This is a genomic window from Shouchella miscanthi, assembly GCF_007725405.1.
Lineage (GTDB): Bacteria > Bacillota > Bacilli > Bacillales > Bacillaceae_D > Shouchella > Shouchella hunanensis.
This window is the reverse complement of the sequence record NZ_CP042163.1, coordinates 3,049,109-3,069,908: the sequence shown is the minus strand read 5'-3', so window position 1 is coordinate 3,069,908 and position 20,800 is coordinate 3,049,109. Positions and strand designations below refer to the sequence as shown.

Genomic DNA, 20,800 nt, shown 5'->3' with positions numbered 1-20,800 from the left:
ATTGTGTTCTTAACGGCGAGAGAGCGTATACTCATTAAAACGCTGCTGGATCATGAAATGGGATTGAGCATAAAAGAACTAGCGGAAATGGCCTCGGTTAGTCTCCGTACTGTTCAACGCGATTTAAAAGATGTAGAAAAGACGCTTAAAACGAATGAATTAACGCTACAGCGAAAACCGCGTGTTAGAGTTCTTGGCACAATCGAAGCGAAGCAGAAGCTTGCAACCAAATTAGCGGATAACAAACAAGAGCATTTAACGGCAGAAGAACGAGTGAGTCTACTGCTTGCTACCTTATTAGATGCGAAAGGGCCAGTAAAACTTTATGCCCTTGCAAAAGAGTTAGACGTCGCAGTAGCAACCGTTAGTTCTGACTTATATAAGGCGAGTGAGTGGCTTGAACGTTTTGGCATTGAACTTGTTCGAAAAAGAGGGTTTGGGGTTGAAGCAATTGGAACCGAAACGTCTATACGACGAGCGATGTCGGCTGTTCTTTCAGAGCATTTAACAGAAGAGACGTTTTATCATGCGGTTTTTTCTGAGGATTTACAACAAGAAGTAGCGAATCGTTTGCTTCATTTCGTTGATCTAGTGACAATACGAAACGTTCAGAAAACATTAGCTCAACTTCATGCTGAGGCTTTGGAGCGATTAACCGACCAGTCGTATATAGCCCTCGTCGTTCATATTACATTGGCAGTCGAGCGAATTCGCCAAGGTGAAAAGATTCAAATGGATGCTATGCAGCTAGAAGTGCTAGAACGGGAAAAAGATGTGTTGCCATTAGCGCAGAGCTTGGCAAAAGCGCTAGAGAAGACGTTTCATATTCATATTCCAAAAGAAGAAGTCGGCTATTTAGTCATGCATTTACGAGGGACGAGAACGTCTCAACCTTTTGAAGAAACGTTTATAAAAGGGAACCCTGAACTGTCTTATCGGGTAAAAGCGCTTATAAGAGAAATGGAAGAGGCATTGCGTATTTCTTTTAGCGATCCTTCCTTTTTTCAAGGACTACTTGCACACTTGCGACCTACGATTTATCGAGTTGAGCAACATATGAAAATACACAATCCGCTTCTCGACAAAATTAAAGCAGACTACGGTTCGCTATTCAATGTTACAAAAGAAAAAGCAGGAAAAGTGTTTTCGCCAATTGAACTACCAGATGAAGAAATTGGTTTTTTAACGTTACACTTTGGTGCGGTCATTACAAGAAATCGTAACCGTGGACCCATTCGTGCGCTTGTTGTATGTTCGAGTGGGATCGGATCAGCTCGAATGCTGTCTAGTCGGATTCGAGATGAATTTCCTGAAGTTCAATCGATTACGTTAGCCTCACTATTAGATTTAAATCAATATGATCCTCATTCTTTTGATTTATTTTTGTCTACTGTTCGTATTAATGAGCGAAAGCGTCAAGCAATCCATGTTAGTCCTGTTTTAACAGACAATGAAGTGAAGATGATTCAAACGTATCTAGATCGTCAAAATGAACAGCCACCAATGGTAACCGTTCCTTCAGTTAGAGAGCTGCAGACACCTATAACAATGAAGGACATTACAACAATGAGCTTGTTTATGGAACAAGTCCTTGATTCTGTGTTTCATTGTCGTATTGATACCGTAGAAAACGATCTAGATAATGTTGTTGAGGATCTTGAAAAAAAGGGTAAAGTAAAAAAACACGACCAGGTTCTTAGGGCTTTAAAAGAGCGGGAAGAACTTGGAGGGTTAGCAATTCCAAATGCGGGTATGGCTTTATATCATACACGTACAGAAGATATACTTGCGCCTGTTTTTGGGATACTAACATTAAGCCGATCTACTCCTGTGTTATCGATGGCAGGAGAAAAAGAAGACATTGCTAGGGTTATCTTAATGCTAGCTCCTCTTGATTTAACAGAGCAACAGCTTGCTTATATGAGTTACTTAAGTATCCTGTTGATTGAATCGGAGGAACAAACGAAAGTTTTTAAAGAAGAAACCATTTCAAGCATCCAATCGTTGCTTGAAGAAAAAAGTAAAACATTTTTAATGCGATTTATTAACGAAGGAGTCGATACATGATGAGTATTTTAAAAGAAGAAAACATCCGTTTACATGTGAACGTAAGCTCTAAAGAAGAAGCCATTCGTCAAGCAGGTGAAATTTTAGCTGAACAAGGTTACATTAGCGAAACGTACATTGATAAAATGTTTGAACGAGAAGAAGTAACGTCCACGTACATGGGCAATTTACTTGCTATACCACACGGTACAGAAGATGCACGAGATGAAGTACGTTCTTCTGGTTTATCCATTCAATTACTGGAGGAAGAAATGGATTGGAACGGAAACCCTGTACAGCTTGTAATCGGTATAGCTGGGAAAGGAGACGAGCATTTAGCTATTCTTTCACAGATTGCCATTGCTTGCTCTGAAGAAGAAAATGTTCGTGAACTACTTAAAGCGAAGTCCGAAAAAGACGTACTCGATTTTTTCTCTGAGGTTGCTGAATAATGAAGGCTGTTCATTTTGGGGCAGGAAACATTGGGAGAGGCTTTATTGGTGCTTTGTTAGCTGATGCAGGCTACCACGTACAATTCGTAGATGTGAACGATACCGTTATTCAAGCATTAAATGAGCGTGGAAACTACACAGTTCATGTTGTTGGAGAAGAGCATACGACGTTTACTGTGGACAATGTGTCCGGAATCAACAGTAAAGAAAACGAAGGTGCTGTAATAGAAGCGATTCAAGATGCTGATGTGATTACAACGGCTGTAGGACCGCATATTTTGCCAATGCTTGCGAGCACAATTGCCAAAGGGTTGCTTGCGCGTAAAGGGGTAAAGCCGGTTAATATTATTGCTTGTGAAAATGCAATACGCGCTACATCACAACTGAAAGAAGCGGTTATCGAAAAACTAAGTCAAAGTGAATGGGAAACGATCCAAGGATACACAGGCTTTGCAGATGCTGCCGTTGACCGTATCGTACCGAATGTGCAGTCTGAAGACCTTTTAGCTGTCACAGTGGAACCATTTTTTGAATGGGTTGTGGAGGAGCCGTCCTTAATAGGTGATACCGTAGCGCTAGGTGAAGCGAAACTAGTACAGGATTTAGCTCCTTTTATTGAGCGTAAACTGTTTACGGTCAATACTGGACATGCTGTAGCCTCTTATGCAGGCTTTCGAGCAGGGATTGAGACGATCAAAGAGGCGTTAGCGAGTGATTATATTAAACATCGTGTACGCGGAGCTTTAAATGAAACAAAAGCCATTCTAGTTGACGATCATGGATTTGATCCAGATGAACAGGAAGCTTATATTGATAAAATTATTACGCGATTTGAGAATCCTTATTTAGAGGATAAAGTTCAACGTGTTGGTCGAGGCCCTATCCGTAAATTAGGAGTAAAGGATCGCTTAGTAAAACCAGCAAAAGCATTAGCTGAAAAAGGCTTGCATCCTGAATCACTTGTGGAAACGATTGATGATGCCCTACATTTTTATGATGAAACAGATGAAGAAAGTATAAAGCTTAAACAGCTCATTGAAGAAAAAGGAAAAATCGGGGCGTTTACAAGTATTACTGGGATTGAAGAATCACACCCTCTTGTTGAATTACTACGGAAACGACATGAATAAAAAGAAAGAAAGCTCGCTACGTTAGTAGCGAGCTCCTTCTTATTCAAAAAGACTTGTTGAGTGACCAGGGAAGACGCGGGCTTTTGGATCGATATATACTTTTGCATTGTTTACAGCAGTTGGTGCTTCACCAAAGCCGGTAGCAATCAGTTTTACTTTTCCGTCATACGTACTCACATCACCAGCGGCGTAAACCCCTTCAATATTCGTTTCCATTTTGGAGTTCACTTTAATCGCATTTTTATGAATGTCTAATCCCCATTCTTTAATTGGTCCTAGACTAGAAACAAAGCCAAATGTGACAACAACATCGTCTACATGAATCGTCTCAGTTTCTTCACCTTTTACTTTTGTGAATGTAAGTGATTCAACGAGCTCACCGTTGCCATGAAGCTCTGTTGTTTCAAATGGTGTCAATAAACGCACCTTAGACTTCTTCAGCAATTCTACGCTATGTTCGTGAGCGCGAAACTCATCACGACGGTGAACGAGGGTTACTTCTTTTGCGATAGGCTCAAGCATTAATGCCCAGTCCACAGCAGAATCACCGCCGCCTATAACAACAACGCGTTTTCCGGTAAACGCACTTAAATCGCGAATGAAATAATGAATATTTTTATCTTCATATTGTTCAGCATCTGCTACTTTTAGTTTTCTTGGAGCAAAAGCACCAGCACCAGCTGTAATTAAAACAGCTTTTGTTGCATGAGATTGCTTATTTGTGGTTAATGTAAACGTATCATCATTTTCCTTTACCAATGTTTGAACAGCTTCCTCTAATGCAAGTGTAGGATTAAATTGCTGCGCTTGAGCAGTCAACTGATCAACTAGATCTTGCGCTTTTACATTTGGAAAACCAGCAACATCATAAATATATTTATCAGGATACAGTGCTGAAAGTTGACCACCTAATTGAGGCATACTTTCAACTACTTTTACTTTCATTTGACGCATACCTGCGTAGAAGGCTGCAAATAGTCCGGCTGGACCACCGCCGATAATCGTTAAATCATACAAATCTTCTCTTTCTTCCAATGTGTTACACCCCCGACTGAATTGAGATCCTTTCTCATTATACATGGAGGAAGAAACAAATACAAAGGGCAGGAATGAAAGATAATTTTTTTGTATAATGGAGTTGAATTTTGAAGAAAAAACGAATATTATTAGAGTGTTGGATTATATGACGATTCTATGAAATTCCTTTGTTGTGAATAAGAACGTGAAATTTCTCACAAACATTAACGCCATAAGAATTAAAATACTAAATTGGAAGTGATTTGAAGTGAACAAAGCAAAGATCGTTATCGCAGGTGCTGGATATGGTGGAATGAATACCGCTGTAGCGTTGTCAAAAAAATTAGGGCACAACGAAGCATCCATTACACTTGTTAATAAGCACGACTACCATTACCAAACAACGTGGTTACATGAACCAGCAGCGGGAACGATGGACCCAGATCGTACTCGAGTTAAGATTTCCGATGTCTTAAATACAAACAAAGTGAATTTCGTTCAAGATGAAGTGCTAGAAATTAAAACAGACGACAAAAAAGTGATGCTTAAAGATGGTGAGCTAGATTACGACTATTTAGTTGTATCGTTAGGTGCTGTATCAGAAACATTTGGCATCCCAGGTGTTCATGAACATGCATTCACAAAGTGGACGTTAAACGGCGCGCGTCAAGTAAAAGATCACATTGATGCCCAGTTTGCTAATTACAACAACACAGCTGATCCTCATGAGGGGATGTTAACATTCGTAGTAGCTGGCGCTGGCTTTACAGGTATTGAATTTATCGGTGAATTATCTGAGCGTATTCCAGAGCTATGTAAAAAATACGATGTACCACGTGAAAAAGTTCGTTTATTCGTAGTGGAAGCAGCTCCAAGCGCGCTTCCTGGATTCGACCCAGAGCTTGTTGAATACGGAATGAACTTGCTTGAAAGTCGTGGCGTTGAGTTCAAAATTAACACACCTATTAAAGAGGTTACGGCTTCAGGTGTTATTGTTGGAGAAGGCGAAGAGATTAAATCTGAGACAATCGTATGGGCGACAGGGGTTCGTGGGAATCCAGTTATTGATCAATCAGGTTTTGAAGCAAATCGTGGACGTATTAAAGTGGAGCCGGATTTACGTGCACCAGGCTTTGATGATGTGTTTGTTATCGGTGACTGTGCGCTGATTATTAATGAAGAAATAAACCGTCCTTATCCGCCGACAGCACAGATTGCGATGCAAATGGCTAAAACATGTGCAAATAACATCGTAACACTTAACAAAGGTGGTTCAAGTCTTGAGAGCTTTAAGCCAGACATTAAAGGGACTGTAGCTTCTCTTGGTGGAAAAGAAGCAATTGGTGTTGTTGGTTCGAAGAAAATTTACGGTGGAACAGCAAACTTCATGAAAAAAATGATTGATAACCGTGCCTTATTTATTCTTGGTGGACCGATGCTTACTCTTAAAAAAGGGAAGTTTCCTCTATAAAATGAATGTGAGGTTATAAAATAAACAGTAGGGCGAATGTGCCTTACTGTTTTTTCATGAGTGTAGATTCGTATTGACTTTCGGAAGCGCTTTTTCGTACACTGAGAGGGGAGGATGGATGATGGAAGGGTTACATATATTACAATTAATTGTATCGATTATATTGTTTTTTATTTTATTTGCCGGAATTGGCTTTCTATTAAATATGGTATTACGATTAACGTGGATCATGGCATTTGTTTACCCAATTGTTGTATTGCTCATTGTAAACAGAGCGCCTTATGGAACATTTATTCAACAGCCGGGGGCGGCATTTACGCAGCTATTTGACCGGTTAACGTCTTTATATGTTGCAGATATCATTGTGTTAACAAGTGGCTTTCTAGGTGCTATTGCCGCTGGAATTATTATGAAATTACTAAGAAAAGCAGGTTATCAGATGTTTTAAAACAGACTAACGCGTATGGTCTGTTTTTTTTTGCATAATGTTCTCTCTACTGGAAAAGCTGTAGTAGAGGAGTGTGACATTGAATATGTATAATAATTCAACGTTTAAATGGGCGTTTCGCTTATTTATGAGTGCTTTGTTTATAGGTGCAGTATTTATGACTATTTCTGTTTTTACTAATTTACCTTTTTCTAAACTGTACGTGCAAGATGTGGGAGAAAAGCCGTTTCATGAACATGATCGATCTATACCAGGGTTGACTGTTCCTACTTATACGTTAATGGAACAAGAATTAGAGACAAATGACTATCATCGAGTTCACGTTACAGCAACAGGTTATACAGCTGGTGAAGAATCGACTGGAAAAAATCCAGGAGACCCAGCATACGGCATTACGTATTCTGGATTGCCTGTTTTAAGAGATGCTTATTCAACAGTGGCAGCGGATCCGACGGTATTCCCTTTAGGAACGGTATTGTTTATTCCTGGATATGGGTATGGCGTTGTAGCTGATACAGGATCGGCCATAAAAGGAACAAAAATTGATTTATATTATGATTCAATTGAAGATGTGTTTAATGAGTGGGGGAAGAAAGATTTAGATGTGTTTGTGATAAAAGAAGGAACTGGGACTATTACGCAAGAGGAATTAAACCAATTAAATGAGCGGACGAGTATTCATGACTTCAAGCGTACACGAGAAACCTAAAAAAACAAGCTCACTTACAAGAGGTGAGCTTGTTTTTTTATATTGAGCCTAGAAGTGGATAAAGAACAAAGGCGAGAATCACTCCAAGTACTGCGCCAAAGAAAACTTCAATTGGCTGGTGCCCAAGTAGTTCTTTCAGTTTTTGTTCGTTTTCTTTTTTCGGCCATGTTTTTACTTCTTCTACAAGTCGATTAAAATCTAATACGAGTTGATTCAACACGGTTGCATGATAGCCAGCGTGTCTTCTTACTCCGGTGGCATCAAACATAACAATAACAGCAAAAATAGCTGAAATGGCAAAGAGAGAAGAGTCTAAACCATGTTCAATTGCGATAGCTGTTGAAACACCTGTTACTGCAGCGGAATGGGAACTCGGCATACCGCCTGTACTCGTTAGAAGCGATAAGTCTAGCTTACGGGTAGCAATAAAAGCGAGAGGAATTTTAATCGCTTGAGCTAACACGATCGCAATTAATGCTGTCCAAAGCGGGTAGTTCTGAAAGATTTCCATAATGTCTTCCTTTCGCTCTTCTCGTTAATGATAATGAGGATATTATATCATACCAAAACGGTGATTGCCCTGCAGTTCGATTTGTTTGAGACATTTTTTTTACATGCTATACTAGTTTTTAAAGAGAGGAGTTGTAAGGATGTTTAAGGAAAAAGCACAATGGAATGTAGGGCAATTAGACGAGGATGTGCTCGTATTAGCCGTTTGGAGTAAAGGTGAGTTTACACCAGGGGTTCAAGCAATTGATCGTGAAATGAATCATCAGTTAACCGAATTGTCAAAGCAGAAATCGTTTCCTGTAAAAAAAGGAGAATGTATAGACTTTTTTACTCTTGGGACGTTAGGGGTAAAAAAAATTTATGCGGTTTATTTAGGGGTTCAAGGAGAGCTACACAAAGACGAATTGCGTAATGCTCTTGGAAACGTTGGACTGAAACTAAAGAAAGAAAAAGTAGAACAAGTTGGATTTATCGTCGATAGCTTTTTACAAGGAAGTATATCATCTGACGAGGTTGCCTTTACGTTTGGAGAAGCTCTTGCTTTAAGTTCTTACGATAAAGTGACTTATAAAGAAAAAAGTAATGAAGTGAAGAAAAACCTTTCGGCCGTTAGTTTTTACGTAGACGAAGAAGGTTTCACAAAACAGGCAGAGCTTGGATATACATATGGGGAGGGCGCTAACACTGCTCGCCGATTAGTTAATATTCCTGGTAACTTATTAACGCCAACAGACCTTGCCTATGAAGCGAAAGTACTTGCTGAAAAACATGGATTCGACTATGATGTGCTCGAAGAAGATGAGATGGAATCTCTTGGCATGGGCGCGCTTCTCGCTGTTTCGCAAGGAAGTGATCAAAAAGCAAAAATGATCGTTATGCGCTATAACGGGAATAAAGAAAGTAAAGAAGTGACGGCACTCGTTGGAAAAGGATTAACCTTTGATGCGGGTGGGTATTCTCTTAAACCTGCTGCCAATATGCATACCATGAAAACAGATATGGGCGGAGCTGGAGCAGTTCTTGGTGCAATGGATATCATTGGTCAAACAAAGCCGAAGCAAAATGTTCTTTGTGTCATCCCTTCTAGTGAGAACCTAATAAATGGTTCGGCAATGAAGCCTGGCGATGTATTAAGAGCAATGAATGGGAAAACAATAGAAGTACGAAATACAGATGCAGAAGGTCGACTCATTCTCGCCGATGGTGTGGCATATGCTGTCCAACTTGGTGCGACACGTCTCATTGATGTTGCAACATTGACAGGAGCATGCGTGGTGGCTCTCGGACATGATACAACAGGAGCGGTAACAAATGATAATGAGCTAATGGAACGTGTAAGACGCGCTGGTGAAGAAACGGGTGAACCTGTATGGGCGTTCCCAAATAGCCAACCTTACAAGGATATGCTTAAGACAAGTGATGTAGCAGACTTGAATAATGCTCCTGGCCGAGCAGGTGGAAGCATTACAGCAGGCTTATTTATCGGAGAGTTTGTCGGTTCTACACCTTGGGTACATTTAGATGTTGCTGGAACAGCTTCTAAAGACAAAGGTTCGTCTCTTGGACCAGCTGGAGCAACAGGTATCATGGCGCGAACGCTTGCATGGTTCGTGGCTCATTCCTAAAAAGCGATTAACAAATCGTAAACAGATAAATAGATATTAATACTTGTACCGTAAGAAGCATATCGTTATAATGAAGGGTATTAATGAGTGGAACCTATTCAAGCAGAACGTTTCTGTAAGAGGAAGGGGAACAAAATGATTGATACTGCTTATGTGGAGATAAAGTGTGCACGTGAGCTTTATGCCGCAAATCGAAAATATCGAGTGTTTATTAATGATCACTTTGTAGGATCGTTAAAACGTAGGCAAAAAATGACGATTGAAGTACCGGCAGGAACCCATAAACTTTTCGCAACAAATGACGCTTCTTTTACGGAGACCGTTGAATTATCGATTCAAGAAGGCGATAAAGTCTCTTATCAGCTAAAAGGGTGTCGCGATAAATCACTATCTTTTACAAAAATCCTAGCAATATAAACTGTATAGAAAACCGAGAGGCTAAAAGCCTTTCGGTTTTTTTCGTCTTGACAAAAGTAAGGAAAGGGTGATAAGTTAGACAAATGTTTTAGTGATTTATCAGACTAAAGGATGATGGTTATGAATGCAGTTATTATTGCAGTAGTTTTAATGATTATACTCAGTTTGGCTCGGGTGCATGTTGTCCTAGCCATTACGCTTTCGGCTTTAATTGGAGGGCTTATAGGCGGATTAGGATTTTCAGATACGGTTGAAATTTATGGAAGTGGACTTGGCGGAAATGCTGAGATTGCCTTTAGCTATGTGCTACTTGGGGCATTCGCAATTGGATTATCTAGAACAGGTTTACCAGACTTTTTAGTTGATCGTTTGCAAATTTGGATGAAGCGTAAAGGGGATCGTGACCGTGATACGCTAACGAGAATGTTATTGTTTTTAATGCTGCTTGCAGTGGCGTGTATGTCCCAAAACGCTGTGCCAGTACACATCGCATTTATTCCTATATTAATTCCACCTATTTTACTTATTCTCAATCGGTTAGAAGTGGATCGACGGTTAATTGCTTGCATCTTAACCTTTGGTTTAACAGCGCCATATATGTTATTGCCTTATGGATTTGGGCAGATTTTTCATAAGACGATAGCAGATAATATGGAAGCAAGCGGACTTTCAATTAATATTGATTTAATTCCAGAGGCAATGCTTCTACCAACAATTAGTACATTCATTGGTTTACTGGTTGCTGTATTTATTACGTATCGTCAGCGCCGTATTTATAAAAATGTGCCGTTATCGGAAGAAAACAATGATGAAACAAAAACTTATAGTGTAACGTCATTATCATTAGCCGTTTTTGCTGTTGTTGTAACGGTCGTCGTTCAGAGCTTTTACCGCGATTCAATGATTCCAGCTGCTTTAGCAGGCTTACTCGTATTATTTGTTTCAGGTGCTGTTAAAGTGAAAAAAACCGATGAAGTGATGTCTGAAGGAATTAAAATGATGGGTTTTATTGGGTTTGTCATGCTAGCTGCTGCCGGCTTCGCAGCTGTTATTCGTGAAACCGGGCACGTGGAAAGTTTAGTTACAAATGTATCGGATATGATCGACGGGAACCAAGTCATTGCTGTTCTTCTTATGATGGTGGTAGGCTTAATCATTACGTTAGGAATTGGTTCTTCCTTTTCGACCATCCCCATTATTACGACGCTTTTTGTGCCTCTCGGTTTAGAGGTTGGATTGTCGACACTGGCCATTATTTCAATTATCGGATCAGCTGGAGCAATTGGCGATGCAGGTGCGCCTGCTTCCGACTCCACGTTAGGACCGACAGCAGGGTTAAATGCAGACGGGCAACATGACCATATATGGGATACTTGTGTGCCTACTTTTCTTCATTTAACGGTTCCTCTATTCTTCGTAGGCTGGATTGCAGCTTTAATTTTATAGAAAAACAAAACGCAGTCAGCGACTGCGTTTTGTTTTATTTTACAGCGTCTTTAAGCTGTTTACCTGCTTTAAAAGCAGGTGTTTTCGTTGCAGAGATATCAATTTCTTCACCTGTCTGTGGATTACGTCCTTTTCGAGCGGCACGTTCACGAACCTCAAAGTTTCCAAATCCAATCAGTTGAACGGTTTCGCCTTTTCCTAATGACTCAGCAATTAAATCGAACATACTGTTAACGGCAGTTGTTGCATCTTTTTTAGAAAGTTCTGCACGCTCCGCAAGTGAATTAATTAATTCTGTTTTATTCATAACGAACACTCCTTAAAACGTATAAGTTAATTACTGGTACCATCATGCCCAGCTGTCAAAAGTTTATACATTATCGGTCGTTTTTTTTCTTCATTTGATGGAGAGTGGCATTAATCTCTGCACCAATAATTAAAATAACGCCTGTTAAGAAGAACCAAAACATTAAAATGATCACACCAGCTAGTGGTCCGTATGTACTTTCAAAGTTGGTAAAATCATTTACATAAAGAGAAAAGAAAAACGAGATAAGCAACCACGCTATAGTAGCAACAACAGCTCCTGGGAAACCATCTTTTAATTGCAACTTCTTGTTCGGCGCAATACGGTAAAGCACCATAAGTGAAAATATCATGACAATAACAGCGACAACCCAACGAAGATTATTAAGGATAGCGATTAATTCAGATGGAACAGATAAAAAGTTCTCTAAGAAATCAAGAATAAGACTGCCAAATACAGGTAGTGCAAGGGTAATAATAATAACGATGACCATTGCGACTGTAAGAACAATAGCAGTTCCTCGTAGTCGCAAGAAATGACGCGTTTCCTCGATATTGTACGCGCGGTTAACAGAGCGAATAAAAGAATTAATGGCATTCGATGCAGACCAAAGCGTGCCAATGATGCCGATGGAAAACAAACCAACTTGTGGCTCACCAATGGTATTTAACACAATCTCACTGAAGGTAATGCCAATTTCACCAGGAAAGAAATCGGTAATCATCTCTGAAACTTGGTCATTGTCAATATCAAAAAAGGATACGCCTGCTAGCACAAAGATCATCAAAGGAAATATAGCGAGCAAGAAATAAAAGGACAGGGTTGCGGCTAAATCGGGAATCGGGTCTTTTTTAATTTGTTCTATTAATTGTTTGAAAAAAAGCTTGAAATTCATTCGTTCCTCCTAAAGAGGTAAACCCTCTTACTAAATTTAATTCGTTAAAATCCATCAAAGCTTCGACAGGACAGACTTCTATCCTTTATACTATAAACGAATACGAAAGGAGAGTGTAGCAAATGCCATCAGTAGAAAGCTTTGAGCTCGATCATACAATAGTAAAAGCGCCATACGTTCGACATTGCGGAACACACAAAATCGGAACGGATGGAGAAGTAAATAAGTTTGATATTCGTTTTTGTCAGCCAAACAAAGACGCGCTTAAACCTGACGTCATTCATACTTTGGAACATTTATTAGCTATTAACATTCGTCGTTTCTCTGAGGAGTATCATCATTTTGATGTGATTGATATTTCCCCAATGGGCTGCCAAACTGGTTACTATCTCATTATGAGTGGGACACCAACTGTAGCTGAAATTATTGATGTTCTCGAAAAGACTATGACTTATTCTCTTCAAACAGAACAAGTTCCTGCTGCAACAGAAAAAGAGTGCGGTCAGGCCATTCTACATGATTTAGAAGGAACAAAAGAAAGAATGCGGAAATGGCTTGCAGAAGATAAAGAAAAGTTAAAGCAAGTTTTTTAACTATCGTTCACCTAGTATTTAGCACATATTTGAAAAGCGCTACCGTTTGGGTTGCGCTTTTTTTCTATTTCTTTATCCAGGTTTCAATGGGTCGGACGTCCGCTTTTAATATGTGTTTAAAGTGATGCAAGGCGACATCCGTGTCTTTTTGTGTAAAGCTAGCAATGCCATCTTGGGGGATAACGAGCGAGTATTCAAGCGTGTACGCATCGTTCGCTGTAAATTGTACACACATATTTCCAACAATACCTGTTAAGACAAGGGTGTGTACCTCAAGATGTTCTAATAACAAGTGAAGTGGTGTGTTGAAAAAACCAGAGTACTTCGGCTTAATGACAGAATAATCGTTTTCGGTTGGTTCGAGGCGAGCAGCTATAGTGGCGCCCAACTCATGACTTGTTTTAATGTCGTAAACAAGTTGGTTAAAGTCGGATTGCCATTTACCGTAGTTGTCATTTACGTAAAGTATTGGACAACCTCGTGCTTTCATTGCATCTTTTAGTAAGGCGATCTTTTCAGCGGTCTCTTTTGTCTGTGGATAGATATCTTCTCCATGCTCAAAAGATAACGGATTGATCATATCTATAATAAGTAAGGCAGTCTGTTTATCCATTGTTGTGTACACTCCTAAAGGATCCCTTAATTTTAAACAAGAGATTGGGAAATTCCTATGTTATGATTAGGATAAACAAACAATGTATAATTACTCTTTAGGAGAAGGATTTGGCGAGGAGAGATGGCTATGTTTGATAAAAAATCAATTGAGATTTTGCAAATTATAGAAGCAAATGGTCGAATTGATTCAGAGAAAATCGCAAAGATGGTTGATTTGACTGAGAAAGAAGTCGATTCGTATATTGAAGAATTAGAAAACAATAACGTAATTTTAAGTTACTCGGCAGTTGTAAATTGGGCAAAGCTTCCTGTCCAAGAAGCAGTCACAGCGATGATTGATGTGAAAGTCGCACCTAAGCGAGGCGTCGGATTTGACGAAGTTGCTGAGCGAATTTATCGCTTTCCAGAAGTGAAGGCCCTTTATTTAATGTCAGGAGCATATGACCTATCAGTCGTTGTGGAAGGAAGGACAATGCAAGAAACGGCTCGTTTTGTTTCGGAGCGCTTGTCTACAATTGATTCGGTTTTATCAACAACGACGCACTTTCAGTTGAAAACCTACAAACATGATGGCGTCATCTTTAAAGAACCTGAAGAAGACCGTAGAATTGTGGTGACACCGTAATGAAACATACTGTTATTAAAAAAGAGCGCTTATCACAAAAAGTATCAAGTATTCAGCCGTCAGGCATTCGACGTTTTTTTGATTTGGCATCTAAGATGGACAATATAATTTCCCTAGGCGTTGGAGAACCTGACTTTGTAACGCCTTGGAATGTACGTGAAGCAAGCATCTCTTCTTTAGAAAGAGGGTTTACCGCTTATACAGCAAACGCTGGCTTACCAGAACTTCGACAGGCGATCTCGCTTTATATGGAACAGCGGTATCGCGTTCACTATAACCCGGAAGAAGAAATTCTTGTAACGGTTGGTGCAAGTGAAGCCATTGATATTGGGATGCGAGCCATTTTAGATCCTGGTGATGAAGTCATTATTGTGGAACCGACGTTTGTCTCTTATGCGCCGCTCGTAACCCTTGCTGGTGGAGTTCCTATCTCGGTTGGAACAAGTGCAGAAAATCATTTTGAAGTTAATCCTGCTGATATTGAAAAAGTGATCACTGAAAAAACGAAGGCCATTATGATTTGTTACCCGAATAACCCGACTGGCGCTTCCTTAAATAGAAGAAAGTTAGAACAAATAGCCGCAATCATTCAGAAGCATAACTTAATTGTATTTTCAGATGAAATTTACTCTGAACTATCATACGACGACGAGCATACATGCTTTTCAGAATTACCAGGTATGAAAGAGCAAACGATTGTGATCAATGGGTTTTCAAAAGCATTTGCAATGACAGGATGGAGACTTGGCTTTGTTCTTGCGCCTCCTGATCTCCTGCAAGCCATGCTCAAAATTCACCAATATAGCTTAATGTGCGCGCCGACGATGGCACAATACGGGGCGTTAGAGGCATTAGTAAACGGTATGGAAGATGTAGAAAAAATGAAGTTGTCCTATCAACAGCGACGAAACTATTTTGTGAAAACAGCAAATGAGATTGGTTTGCCATGTCATAAGCCAAGCGGTGCATTTTATGCATTTCCATCAATTAAACATACAGGCTTATCTTCTGAGGCGTTTGCGGAAAAACTACTTATAGAAGAACGAGTTGCTGTGGTGCCTGGTTCCGTATTTGGTGAAGGGGGCGAAGGGCATATTCGCTGTTCATACGCTACATCTCTAAAGAATTTAGAAGAGGCTCTTCATCGGGTCGGGCGGTTTTTGAAAAAGCATGACTGGCAAAAGGAAACGTAAAGCTTTTTATGAGAAAGGATCGTTATGTATGAGTACACTTCGACAACAGAATCCATTAATTCATTGTATGACTAACTTAGTTGTAACAAATTTCACTGCTAATGGACTTCTTGCTATTGGTGCTTCACCTGTGATGGCTTACGCAAAAGAAGAGACACATGAAATGGCAGAAGCGGCAGATGCGCTTCTGTTAAATATTGGAACTCCGTCTGAAACTGTTATTGAATCAATGATACATGCTGGTCAAGCAGCGAATAAAAAAGGAACACCTGTTATTCTTGATCCTGTTGGTGCAGGAGCGACATCGTTTCGCAATGAATTGGTGGCTCGGATTTTACAGCACGTTGATATCACCTTAATTAGGGGAAATGCAGGGGAAATAGCAGCAATTTTAGGAGAAGTAGGGACTGTAAAAGGGGTAGATGCCCAAATTAAAACAGACCCGGTTGTCCTAGCAAAACGTGCAGCAGAGGAATTAAATACCCTTATCGTTGTAACGGGTGAGCAAGATGTTGTGACGGATGGGTCCCGTACGGTCACGATAAAAAATGGACATGAGTGGCTAACACGTGTAGTCGGCACAGGATGTTTATTAGGTGGTGTCCTAGCGGCTTACTTAGCTATTAATAGGGACGACAAGATTAAAGCTGCAGCAGAAGGACTTGCTCATTATGGAGTCGCAGCAGAACGTGCCTTTGCAAAAGCAAGTGATCGAGGCGTTGCTTCTTTTCAGTTGGAATTTTTAGATGCATTGAGCACGTTATCAGAAGAAGAAGCAGAACCGTTTTACCGAATGGAATGGCTATAATAGAGGAGTTAAGTATGATTAAACAATTAACCATGGATTTACCAGAACAAATAGGAGCCAATTTAGTAAAGAAAGGAATTGAGGAACCGACACCTATACAGGATGTTGTCATTCCTCGAGCAATTCAAGGCGAAAGCTTAATGTTTCGATCACAAACTGGGTCGGGAAAAACGCTTGCTTATGTATTGCCATTGCTTTCTGCGATCGCTGCAAAGGAACAAACCATACAAGGAATCATTATCGCTCCATCTCAAGAACTTGCTGTCCAAATTGAAACGGTTATTAAAGAAGTCACAGCTAATACAGACATAACGTCAATGGCATTTATTGGTGGAGCGAATATCAACCGTCAAGTTGAAAAACTAAAGAAAAGCAAGCCGCATATTGCGGTTGGAACACCAGGAAGAGTAATGGAGCTCGTCCGTTTAAAGAAACTGAAACTAACTAATGTGCGTCTGTATGTGCTTGATGAAGTTGATCGACTAGTAGAAGAGCAAGAATCGTGGAAAGACGTCGAAGAGCTAGGGAAACGTCTTGGCTATAATGTGCAGGGATTGTTTGCATCGGCAACGATTCCAAAAGGTCTAGAGGATAGACTGAAGGTATTTTCTCCTCAAGTGGAAAAAGTTGAAGAGAATACGTCTACACTGCCAGAACAAATCGAACATGTGGCGCTCACTATTGAAGAGCGTGATCGAGTTGATACGGTTCGAAAAATCATTCATGCTGAGCAAATTACAAAAGGCATTGTGTTTGTGAATCAGTTAGAGCGATTAGTGGAAACAGTCGATAAGTTACGATACCGTAAGATAGAAGCTGTAGGGTTATCGTCTGAACAGACAAAAATAGAGCGAGAACAAGCGATCTCTCAGTTTAAAAATGGTTCAGCCACTATTCTAGTAGCAACAGATGTGGCGGCAAGAGGAATTGATGTTGAAAAAGTAACCCATATTATCCAGTTAAATGCAACTCGTTCTGTGGAAAGCTATCTTCATCGGGCTGGACGAACAGGAAGAGTAAACGAGGCAGGGAAAGTGATTTCTTTGTTTAATGAGCAAGAACAGTATTTAAAAGATAAATATGAAAAACGGTTAGCAATTACGATTACGAACGCAATTTTACAAAATGGGGCCTTGGTCACACAATAAACAATTGATCAGACTTTGCGCTATAGCGAAACCTATGGTAAAATTAAAAGGTTAAATCATTGTTTAGGAGTTGTGTTTAATGTCTAATTACGAAGAAGGTAGCATTATCGAAGGGAAAGTAACGGGAATCAAGCCGTTCGGTGCCTTTGTTGCGATCGATGAAAAAAAACAAGGACTTGTTCATATATCTGAAGTTGCTCACGGTTATGTGAAAGATATTGCAGATGTATTAACAGTAGGAGACGAAGTCAAAGTAAAAGTGATGTCAGTAGATCAAGAATCTGGAAAGATTTCTTTATCAATCCGTGCAACGCAAGAGGCGCCTGCTCGTCCACAAGCGAAGCCACGTGCTAATACGGGCGGTGGCGCGCGTAAACCTCAAGCGCCTCAACAGAAACAACAAGGCTTTAATACATTAGAAGACAAGTTAAAAGAATGGTTAAAGCAGTCTAACGAAATTCAAGCAGATCTGAATAAGCGCGCGAAGAAATAAAAAAAACAGCTAGTGAAAACTAGCTGTTTTTATCGTTGTGGCTCGACTTCGTGGTCTCTGCCTAATTCTTCTTTAGGCTTCAATAAAATGGAAATAGCGTAAAGGCCTGCTAATCCGACTAAAGCATAAATAAGTCGAGAAATGACTGATGCTTGACCATTGAAAATAAAAGCAACAAGGTCAAAACGGAAGAATCCAATTAGTCCCCAGTTGATGGCACCAATAATGGCTAATACTAAAGCTGTTTTTTGAATTCCGCTCATTCGATTTCACCTCCTAATGATTGTGCACAGTAATGATGTGCTCCTCTTAGAATGGGATAGAATGGGCGTGTTTATGTTAGGTGATGTCTGCCAATAATGAAGCATTGTCTTTGCGGAAATAATAAAAACGCGCTACGATAGATGTGGATAAATTAAAAAGGAGGCTCCTTAATGGACGCTTTTACATTTTATAACCCAACAAAATTAATTTTTGGACAAGGAAAGACAGAAAGCTTAGCAGATGAGCTTGTTGTCTATGATCGAAATGTGCTACTTGTTTATGGTGGTGGCAGCATAAAAAATAATGGCTTGTATGACAAAGTAAGACAGCAGTTGGAATATGCAGGTTGCAATGTGACAGAGCTTGCAGGTGTTGAACCAAACCCTCGTTTAACAACGGTGCAAAAAGGAATTGATTTGTGCAAAGAACACGCCATTGGCTTTATTCTAGCTGTAGGCGGTGGGAGTGTTATCGATGCAACAAAGGCAATTGCAGTAGGTGCTCGATATGATGGTGACATATGGGACATCATTACTAAAAAGGAACTTGCTGAAGATGCCCTGCCTTTCGGAACGATTTTAACATTAGCAGCTACCGGTTCAGAAATGAACTCTGGTTCTGTTATAACAAATTGGGAAACCCACCAAAAGATTGGCTGGGGTTGTATTTTTACGTTCCCGAACTTCTCTATTTTAGATCCGGAAAACACAGTGTCTGTTCCAAAAGATCAAACGGTATACGGTATCGTCGATATGATGACTCACGTTTTAGAAGCGTATTTTCACCCTGCAGAAAACACACCGTTACAAGATCGTATCTGTGAATCGATTCTTACAACTGTTATGGAGGCAGCGCCAGATTTACTGGACAACCTAGACGATGTTGATTTAAGAGAAACGATTCTTTACAGTGGTACAATGGCACTAAATGGGATTACGCAAATGGGGGCTCGCGGTGACTGGGGATCACATAACTTAGAGCATGCTGTTTCAGCGGTATCAGATATTCCACATGCTGGCGGTCTTGCTATTTTATTCCCTCACTGGATGAGACATAGTGTTGATGTAAACCCTGAAAGAGGCGCGCAACTAGCACAACGGGTATTTGGAGTCGACCGTTCTGGAAAAGAAGATCGAGATGCCGCTTTAGAAGGCATTGATAAACTTGCTTCATTCTGGACGGCTTTAGGTGCACCTACCGCTCTAAGTGATTACACTATTACAGAAGATCAGCTTGATGAAATTGCAGATATTGCAAGTGCGAACGGTATTTTCGGTAACTACCATAAAATAGGTCGCCCAGAAGCACTAGAAATTTTAAAGCAAGCACTTTAGTGAATGTCTGCAGAAAAGACAGTCCAAATGGGACTGTCTTTTTTCATTACGTTTTTCTCATTCTGTAACAAGCCTTTTCCGTGTATAATAAACGGGAAGGAGAGTGAAGGGTTTGGCAAAAACACGTGTAGGAATTATATTCGGTGGAAAATCAGCTGAGCATGAAGTATCGCTACAGTCGGCGAAAAACATCGTAGACGCCATTGATAAAGATCGTTTTGATGTAACACTCATTGGTATTGATAAACAAGGACAATGGCACTTAAATGAAGCCACGAACTTTTTATTAAATGAACACAATCCCGCTCTAATCGAGCTTAATAAATCAAATCAAGGTGTATCCTTTATGCCTGGGAAAGAGTCCAATCAACTTCAGCCAGTCGATCAAAATACGGCCCTTGGACAACTAGATGTAATTTTTCCAATCGTTCATGGAACACTTGGAGAAGACGGGTCCTTACAAGGCATGATGCGTTTGGCAAATTTACCGTTTGTTGGCTCAAATGTTTTAGGCTCGGCTGTAAGTATGGATAAAGACGTTGCAAAAAAGCTGCTTCAAATAGCTGGCTTAAACGTTGCAACAGGGGTTAGTTTTACTCGTGGTACAAAAGAGCAAATTAACTTTAAAACAATTGAAGAAAATCTTGGGATGCCTGTTTTTATTAAACCGGCCAATCAAGGTTCTTCAGTAGGTGTAAGTAAAGCATCGAATGAAAAAGAATTTAACGAGGCAATTGAATTTGCTTATTCCTATGATCACAAAATTTTAATTGAGGCGGCTGTTGTTGGTCGAGAAATTGAATGTGCTGTTTTAGGAAACGATCACCCAAAAGCAAGTGTTTGTGGTGAAATTTTACCTCAAGATGGTTTTTATTCATACGATGCAAAGTACATTAGCGAAGACGGTGCCAAATTAGCAATCCCAGCTGATTTAACCGGTGAAGTAAGTAAAACTATTCAAGACATCGCCATACGTGCGTACCAAGCACTAAATTGTGAAGGATTAGCAAGAGTGGATGTCTTTTTAACAAACCAAAACGAAGTGATTATTAACGAAATTAATACATTACCAGGATTTACAAAAATCAGTATGTATCCAAAGCTTTGGGAAGAAAGTGGTTTATCATACCAAGACTTAATTTCTACGTTAATTGACTTAGCCATTGAACGACACGAGCAAGACAAACTACTCAAGAGTTCTGTATTTGAGCGCTGATGACTTGTGTTTTTGGCCTCCTTTCGGTACATTTATGA

At 40.0% G+C, this 20,800-nt stretch carries 23 protein-coding genes; 17 read left to right on the top strand and 6 right to left on the bottom strand.

The window, feature by feature from the left end; genetic code table 11:
* Positions 1–3 precede the first annotated feature (3 nt).
* From FPV17_RS15580 to FPV17_RS15570, 3 genes are read left to right on the top strand one after another with little or no spacing between them, the layout of a single operon-like run.
* On the top strand, positions 4–2,067 hold the full coding sequence (locus tag FPV17_RS15580; RefSeq protein ID WP_144559415.1) for a BglG family transcription antiterminator: 2,064 nt from the start codon (positions 4–6) through the stop codon (positions 2,065–2,067).
* Entirely contained in the window at positions 2,064–2,498 is a 435-nt protein-coding gene (locus FPV17_RS15575) for a PTS mannitol transporter subunit IIA (RefSeq protein WP_035398266.1), read from the top strand. The genes FPV17_RS15580 and FPV17_RS15575 overlap by 4 nt, the downstream gene beginning before the upstream one ends.
* Entirely contained in the window at positions 2,498–3,628 is a 1,131-nt protein-coding gene (locus tag FPV17_RS15570; protein WP_035398263.1) for a mannitol-1-phosphate 5-dehydrogenase, read from the top strand. The genes FPV17_RS15575 and FPV17_RS15570 overlap by 1 nt, the downstream gene beginning before the upstream one ends.
* Positions 3,629–3,667: 39 nt before the next feature.
* Here the strand turns inward: FPV17_RS15570 and FPV17_RS15565 are convergent, their stop codons facing one another.
* A complete protein-coding gene (locus FPV17_RS15565) occupies positions 3,668–4,663 on the bottom strand; it encodes an NAD(P)/FAD-dependent oxidoreductase (RefSeq protein WP_246117045.1) in 996 nt (331 codons plus the stop codon).
* Between the two features lie 250 nt (positions 4,664–4,913).
* On the opposite strand from FPV17_RS15565, the gene FPV17_RS15560 reads away from it, so the two are divergent.
* The 3 genes from FPV17_RS15560 to FPV17_RS15550 all read left to right on the top strand — a co-directional run bounded on the left by FPV17_RS15560 (position 4,914) and on the right by FPV17_RS15550 (position 7,273).
* Entirely contained in the window at positions 4,914–6,116 is a 1,203-nt protein-coding gene (locus tag FPV17_RS15560) for an NAD(P)/FAD-dependent oxidoreductase (protein WP_144559413.1), read from the top strand.
* A 121-nt stretch (positions 6,117–6,237) separates the two neighbouring features.
* Positions 6,238–6,564, top strand: coding sequence for a YuiB family protein (locus tag FPV17_RS15555; protein WP_035397606.1), 327 nt, complete (start codon positions 6,238–6,240; stop codon positions 6,562–6,564).
* 85 nt (positions 6,565–6,649) lie between these two features.
* Complete coding sequence (locus FPV17_RS15550) at positions 6,650–7,273, top strand: 3D domain-containing protein (RefSeq protein WP_035397613.1); 624 nt, start codon at positions 6,650–6,652, stop codon at positions 7,271–7,273.
* A gap of 37 nt (positions 7,274–7,310) precedes the next feature.
* Here FPV17_RS15550 and FPV17_RS15545 read toward each other — a convergent pair whose 3' ends face one another.
* The gene (locus FPV17_RS15545) at positions 7,311–7,784 is read right to left on the bottom strand and encodes a divergent PAP2 family protein (RefSeq protein WP_035397603.1); all 474 of its coding nucleotides are present in this window, start codon (positions 7,782–7,784) and stop codon (positions 7,311–7,313) included.
* 139 nt (positions 7,785–7,923) lie between these two features.
* Between FPV17_RS15545 and FPV17_RS15540 the strand changes: the two genes are divergently transcribed.
* The 3 genes from FPV17_RS15540 (at position 7,924) to FPV17_RS15530 (ending at position 11,271) form a co-directional block, all read left to right on the top strand.
* Positions 7,924–9,408 (top strand): leucyl aminopeptidase, encoded by a 1,485-nt coding sequence (locus FPV17_RS15540; RefSeq protein WP_144559412.1) that lies wholly within the window; start codon positions 7,924–7,926, stop codon positions 9,406–9,408.
* 135 nt (positions 9,409–9,543) lie between these two features.
* Positions 9,544–9,825 carry a hypothetical protein gene (locus tag FPV17_RS15535; RefSeq protein ID WP_035397599.1) on the top strand — a complete coding sequence of 94 codons (282 nt, stop codon included), beginning with the start codon at positions 9,544–9,546 and terminating at the stop codon, positions 9,823–9,825.
* A gap of 120 nt (positions 9,826–9,945) precedes the next feature.
* Positions 9,946–11,271 (top strand): Na+/H+ antiporter family protein, encoded by a 1,326-nt coding sequence (locus FPV17_RS15530; protein ID WP_035397597.1) that lies wholly within the window; start codon positions 9,946–9,948, stop codon positions 11,269–11,271.
* 34 nt (positions 11,272–11,305) lie between these two features.
* Here the strand turns inward: FPV17_RS15530 and hbs are convergent, their stop codons facing one another.
* Together hbs and FPV17_RS15520 are read right to left on the bottom strand one after the other, a co-directional pair.
* Positions 11,306–11,578: a non-specific DNA-binding protein Hbs gene (gene hbs / locus FPV17_RS15525; RefSeq protein ID WP_035397595.1), complete on the bottom strand. Its 273-nt coding sequence runs from the start codon at positions 11,576–11,578 to the stop codon at positions 11,306–11,308.
* Between the two features lie 70 nt (positions 11,579–11,648).
* The gene (locus FPV17_RS15520) at positions 11,649–12,473 is read right to left on the bottom strand and encodes a YihY/virulence factor BrkB family protein (RefSeq protein ID WP_035397592.1); all 825 of its coding nucleotides are present in this window, start codon (positions 12,471–12,473) and stop codon (positions 11,649–11,651) included.
* 122 nt (positions 12,474–12,595) lie between these two features.
* Between FPV17_RS15520 and FPV17_RS15515 the strand changes: the two genes are divergently transcribed.
* Positions 12,596–13,066: an S-ribosylhomocysteine lyase gene (locus tag FPV17_RS15515; RefSeq protein ID WP_035397590.1), complete on the top strand. Its 471-nt coding sequence runs from the start codon at positions 12,596–12,598 to the stop codon at positions 13,064–13,066.
* A 64-nt stretch (positions 13,067–13,130) separates the two neighbouring features.
* Here the strand turns inward: FPV17_RS15515 and FPV17_RS15510 are convergent, their stop codons facing one another.
* Complete coding sequence (locus FPV17_RS15510) at positions 13,131–13,679, bottom strand: cysteine hydrolase family protein (RefSeq protein WP_144559411.1); 549 nt, start codon at positions 13,677–13,679, stop codon at positions 13,131–13,133.
* Positions 13,680–13,808: 129 nt separating this feature from the next.
* Here FPV17_RS15510 and FPV17_RS15505 point away from each other — a divergent pair, with 129 nt between their 5' ends.
* The 5 genes from FPV17_RS15505 to yugI all read left to right on the top strand — a co-directional run bounded on the left by FPV17_RS15505 (position 13,809) and on the right by yugI (position 17,948).
* A complete protein-coding gene (locus FPV17_RS15505; RefSeq protein ID WP_144559410.1) occupies positions 13,809–14,306 on the top strand; it encodes an Lrp/AsnC family transcriptional regulator in 498 nt (165 codons plus the stop codon).
* Positions 14,306–15,499, top strand: a complete 1,194-nt coding sequence (locus FPV17_RS15500; protein WP_144559409.1) for an aminotransferase — start codon at positions 14,306–14,308, stop codon at positions 15,497–15,499. The genes FPV17_RS15505 and FPV17_RS15500 overlap by 1 nt, the downstream gene beginning before the upstream one ends.
* Before the next feature lie 28 nt (positions 15,500–15,527).
* Positions 15,528–16,307, top strand: coding sequence for a hydroxyethylthiazole kinase (gene thiM / locus FPV17_RS15495; protein WP_035397611.1), 780 nt, complete (start codon positions 15,528–15,530; stop codon positions 16,305–16,307).
* A 14-nt stretch (positions 16,308–16,321) separates the two neighbouring features.
* A complete protein-coding gene (locus tag FPV17_RS15490) occupies positions 16,322–17,455 on the top strand; it encodes a DEAD/DEAH box helicase (RefSeq protein WP_060703745.1) in 1,134 nt (377 codons plus the stop codon).
* A 79-nt stretch (positions 17,456–17,534) separates the two neighbouring features.
* Positions 17,535–17,948, top strand: coding sequence for a S1 domain-containing post-transcriptional regulator GSP13 (yugI, locus tag FPV17_RS15485; protein WP_035397581.1), 414 nt, complete (start codon positions 17,535–17,537; stop codon positions 17,946–17,948).
* 29 nt (positions 17,949–17,977) lie between these two features.
* On the opposite strand, the gene FPV17_RS15480 is transcribed toward yugI, so the two are convergent.
* On the bottom strand, positions 17,978–18,211 hold the full coding sequence (locus tag FPV17_RS15480) for a DUF378 domain-containing protein (protein WP_035397578.1): 234 nt from the start codon (positions 18,209–18,211) through the stop codon (positions 17,978–17,980).
* A 171-nt stretch (positions 18,212–18,382) separates the two neighbouring features.
* Between FPV17_RS15480 and FPV17_RS15475 the strand changes: the two genes are divergently transcribed.
* On the top strand, positions 18,383–19,546 hold the full coding sequence (locus FPV17_RS15475) for an iron-containing alcohol dehydrogenase (protein WP_144559408.1): 1,164 nt from the start codon (positions 18,383–18,385) through the stop codon (positions 19,544–19,546).
* Positions 19,547–19,658: 112 nt separating this feature from the next.
* Entirely contained in the window at positions 19,659–20,762 is a 1,104-nt protein-coding gene (ddlA, locus tag FPV17_RS15470) for a D-alanine--D-alanine ligase (protein WP_060703746.1), read from the top strand.
* The last annotated feature ends 38 nt before the right edge of the window (positions 20,763–20,800 follow it).

Bases quoted from the DNA above. Each gene is read 5' to 3' on its own strand.
- FPV17_RS15575 (WP_035398266.1), top strand. From the start codon at position 2,064: ATGATGAGTATTTTAAAAGAAGAAAACATCCGTTTACATGTGAACGTA.
- FPV17_RS15570 (WP_035398263.1), top strand. From the start codon at position 2,498: ATGAAGGCTGTTCATTTTGGGGCAGGAAACATTGGGAGAGGCTTTATT.
- FPV17_RS15555 (WP_035397606.1), top strand. From the start codon at position 6,238: ATGGAAGGGTTACATATATTACAATTAATTGTATCGATTATATTGTTT.
- FPV17_RS15550 (WP_035397613.1), top strand. From the start codon at position 6,650: ATGTATAATAATTCAACGTTTAAATGGGCGTTTCGCTTATTTATGAGT.
- FPV17_RS15545 (WP_035397603.1), bottom strand. From the start codon at position 7,784: ATGGAAATCTTTCAGAACTACCCGCTTTGGACAGCATTAATTGCGATC.
- FPV17_RS15540 (WP_144559412.1), top strand. From the start codon at position 7,924: ATGTTTAAGGAAAAAGCACAATGGAATGTAGGGCAATTAGACGAGGAT.
- FPV17_RS15535 (WP_035397599.1), top strand. From the start codon at position 9,544: ATGATTGATACTGCTTATGTGGAGATAAAGTGTGCACGTGAGCTTTAT.
- FPV17_RS15530 (WP_035397597.1), top strand. From the start codon at position 9,946: ATGAATGCAGTTATTATTGCAGTAGTTTTAATGATTATACTCAGTTTG.
- hbs (WP_035397595.1), bottom strand. From the start codon at position 11,578: ATGAATAAAACAGAATTAATTAATTCACTTGCGGAGCGTGCAGAACTT.
- FPV17_RS15520 (WP_035397592.1), bottom strand. From the start codon at position 12,473: ATGAATTTCAAGCTTTTTTTCAAACAATTAATAGAACAAATTAAAAAA.
- FPV17_RS15515 (WP_035397590.1), top strand. From the start codon at position 12,596: ATGCCATCAGTAGAAAGCTTTGAGCTCGATCATACAATAGTAAAAGCG.
- FPV17_RS15510 (WP_144559411.1), bottom strand. From the start codon at position 13,679: ATGGATAAACAGACTGCCTTACTTATTATAGATATGATCAATCCGTTA.
- FPV17_RS15505 (WP_144559410.1), top strand. From the start codon at position 13,809: ATGTTTGATAAAAAATCAATTGAGATTTTGCAAATTATAGAAGCAAAT.
- FPV17_RS15500 (WP_144559409.1), top strand. From the start codon at position 14,306: ATGAAACATACTGTTATTAAAAAAGAGCGCTTATCACAAAAAGTATCA.
- thiM (WP_035397611.1), top strand. From the start codon at position 15,528: ATGAGTACACTTCGACAACAGAATCCATTAATTCATTGTATGACTAAC.
- FPV17_RS15490 (WP_060703745.1), top strand. From the start codon at position 16,322: ATGATTAAACAATTAACCATGGATTTACCAGAACAAATAGGAGCCAAT.
- yugI (WP_035397581.1), top strand. From the start codon at position 17,535: ATGTCTAATTACGAAGAAGGTAGCATTATCGAAGGGAAAGTAACGGGA.
- FPV17_RS15480 (WP_035397578.1), bottom strand. From the start codon at position 18,211: ATGAGCGGAATTCAAAAAACAGCTTTAGTATTAGCCATTATTGGTGCC.
- FPV17_RS15475 (WP_144559408.1), top strand. From the start codon at position 18,383: ATGGACGCTTTTACATTTTATAACCCAACAAAATTAATTTTTGGACAA.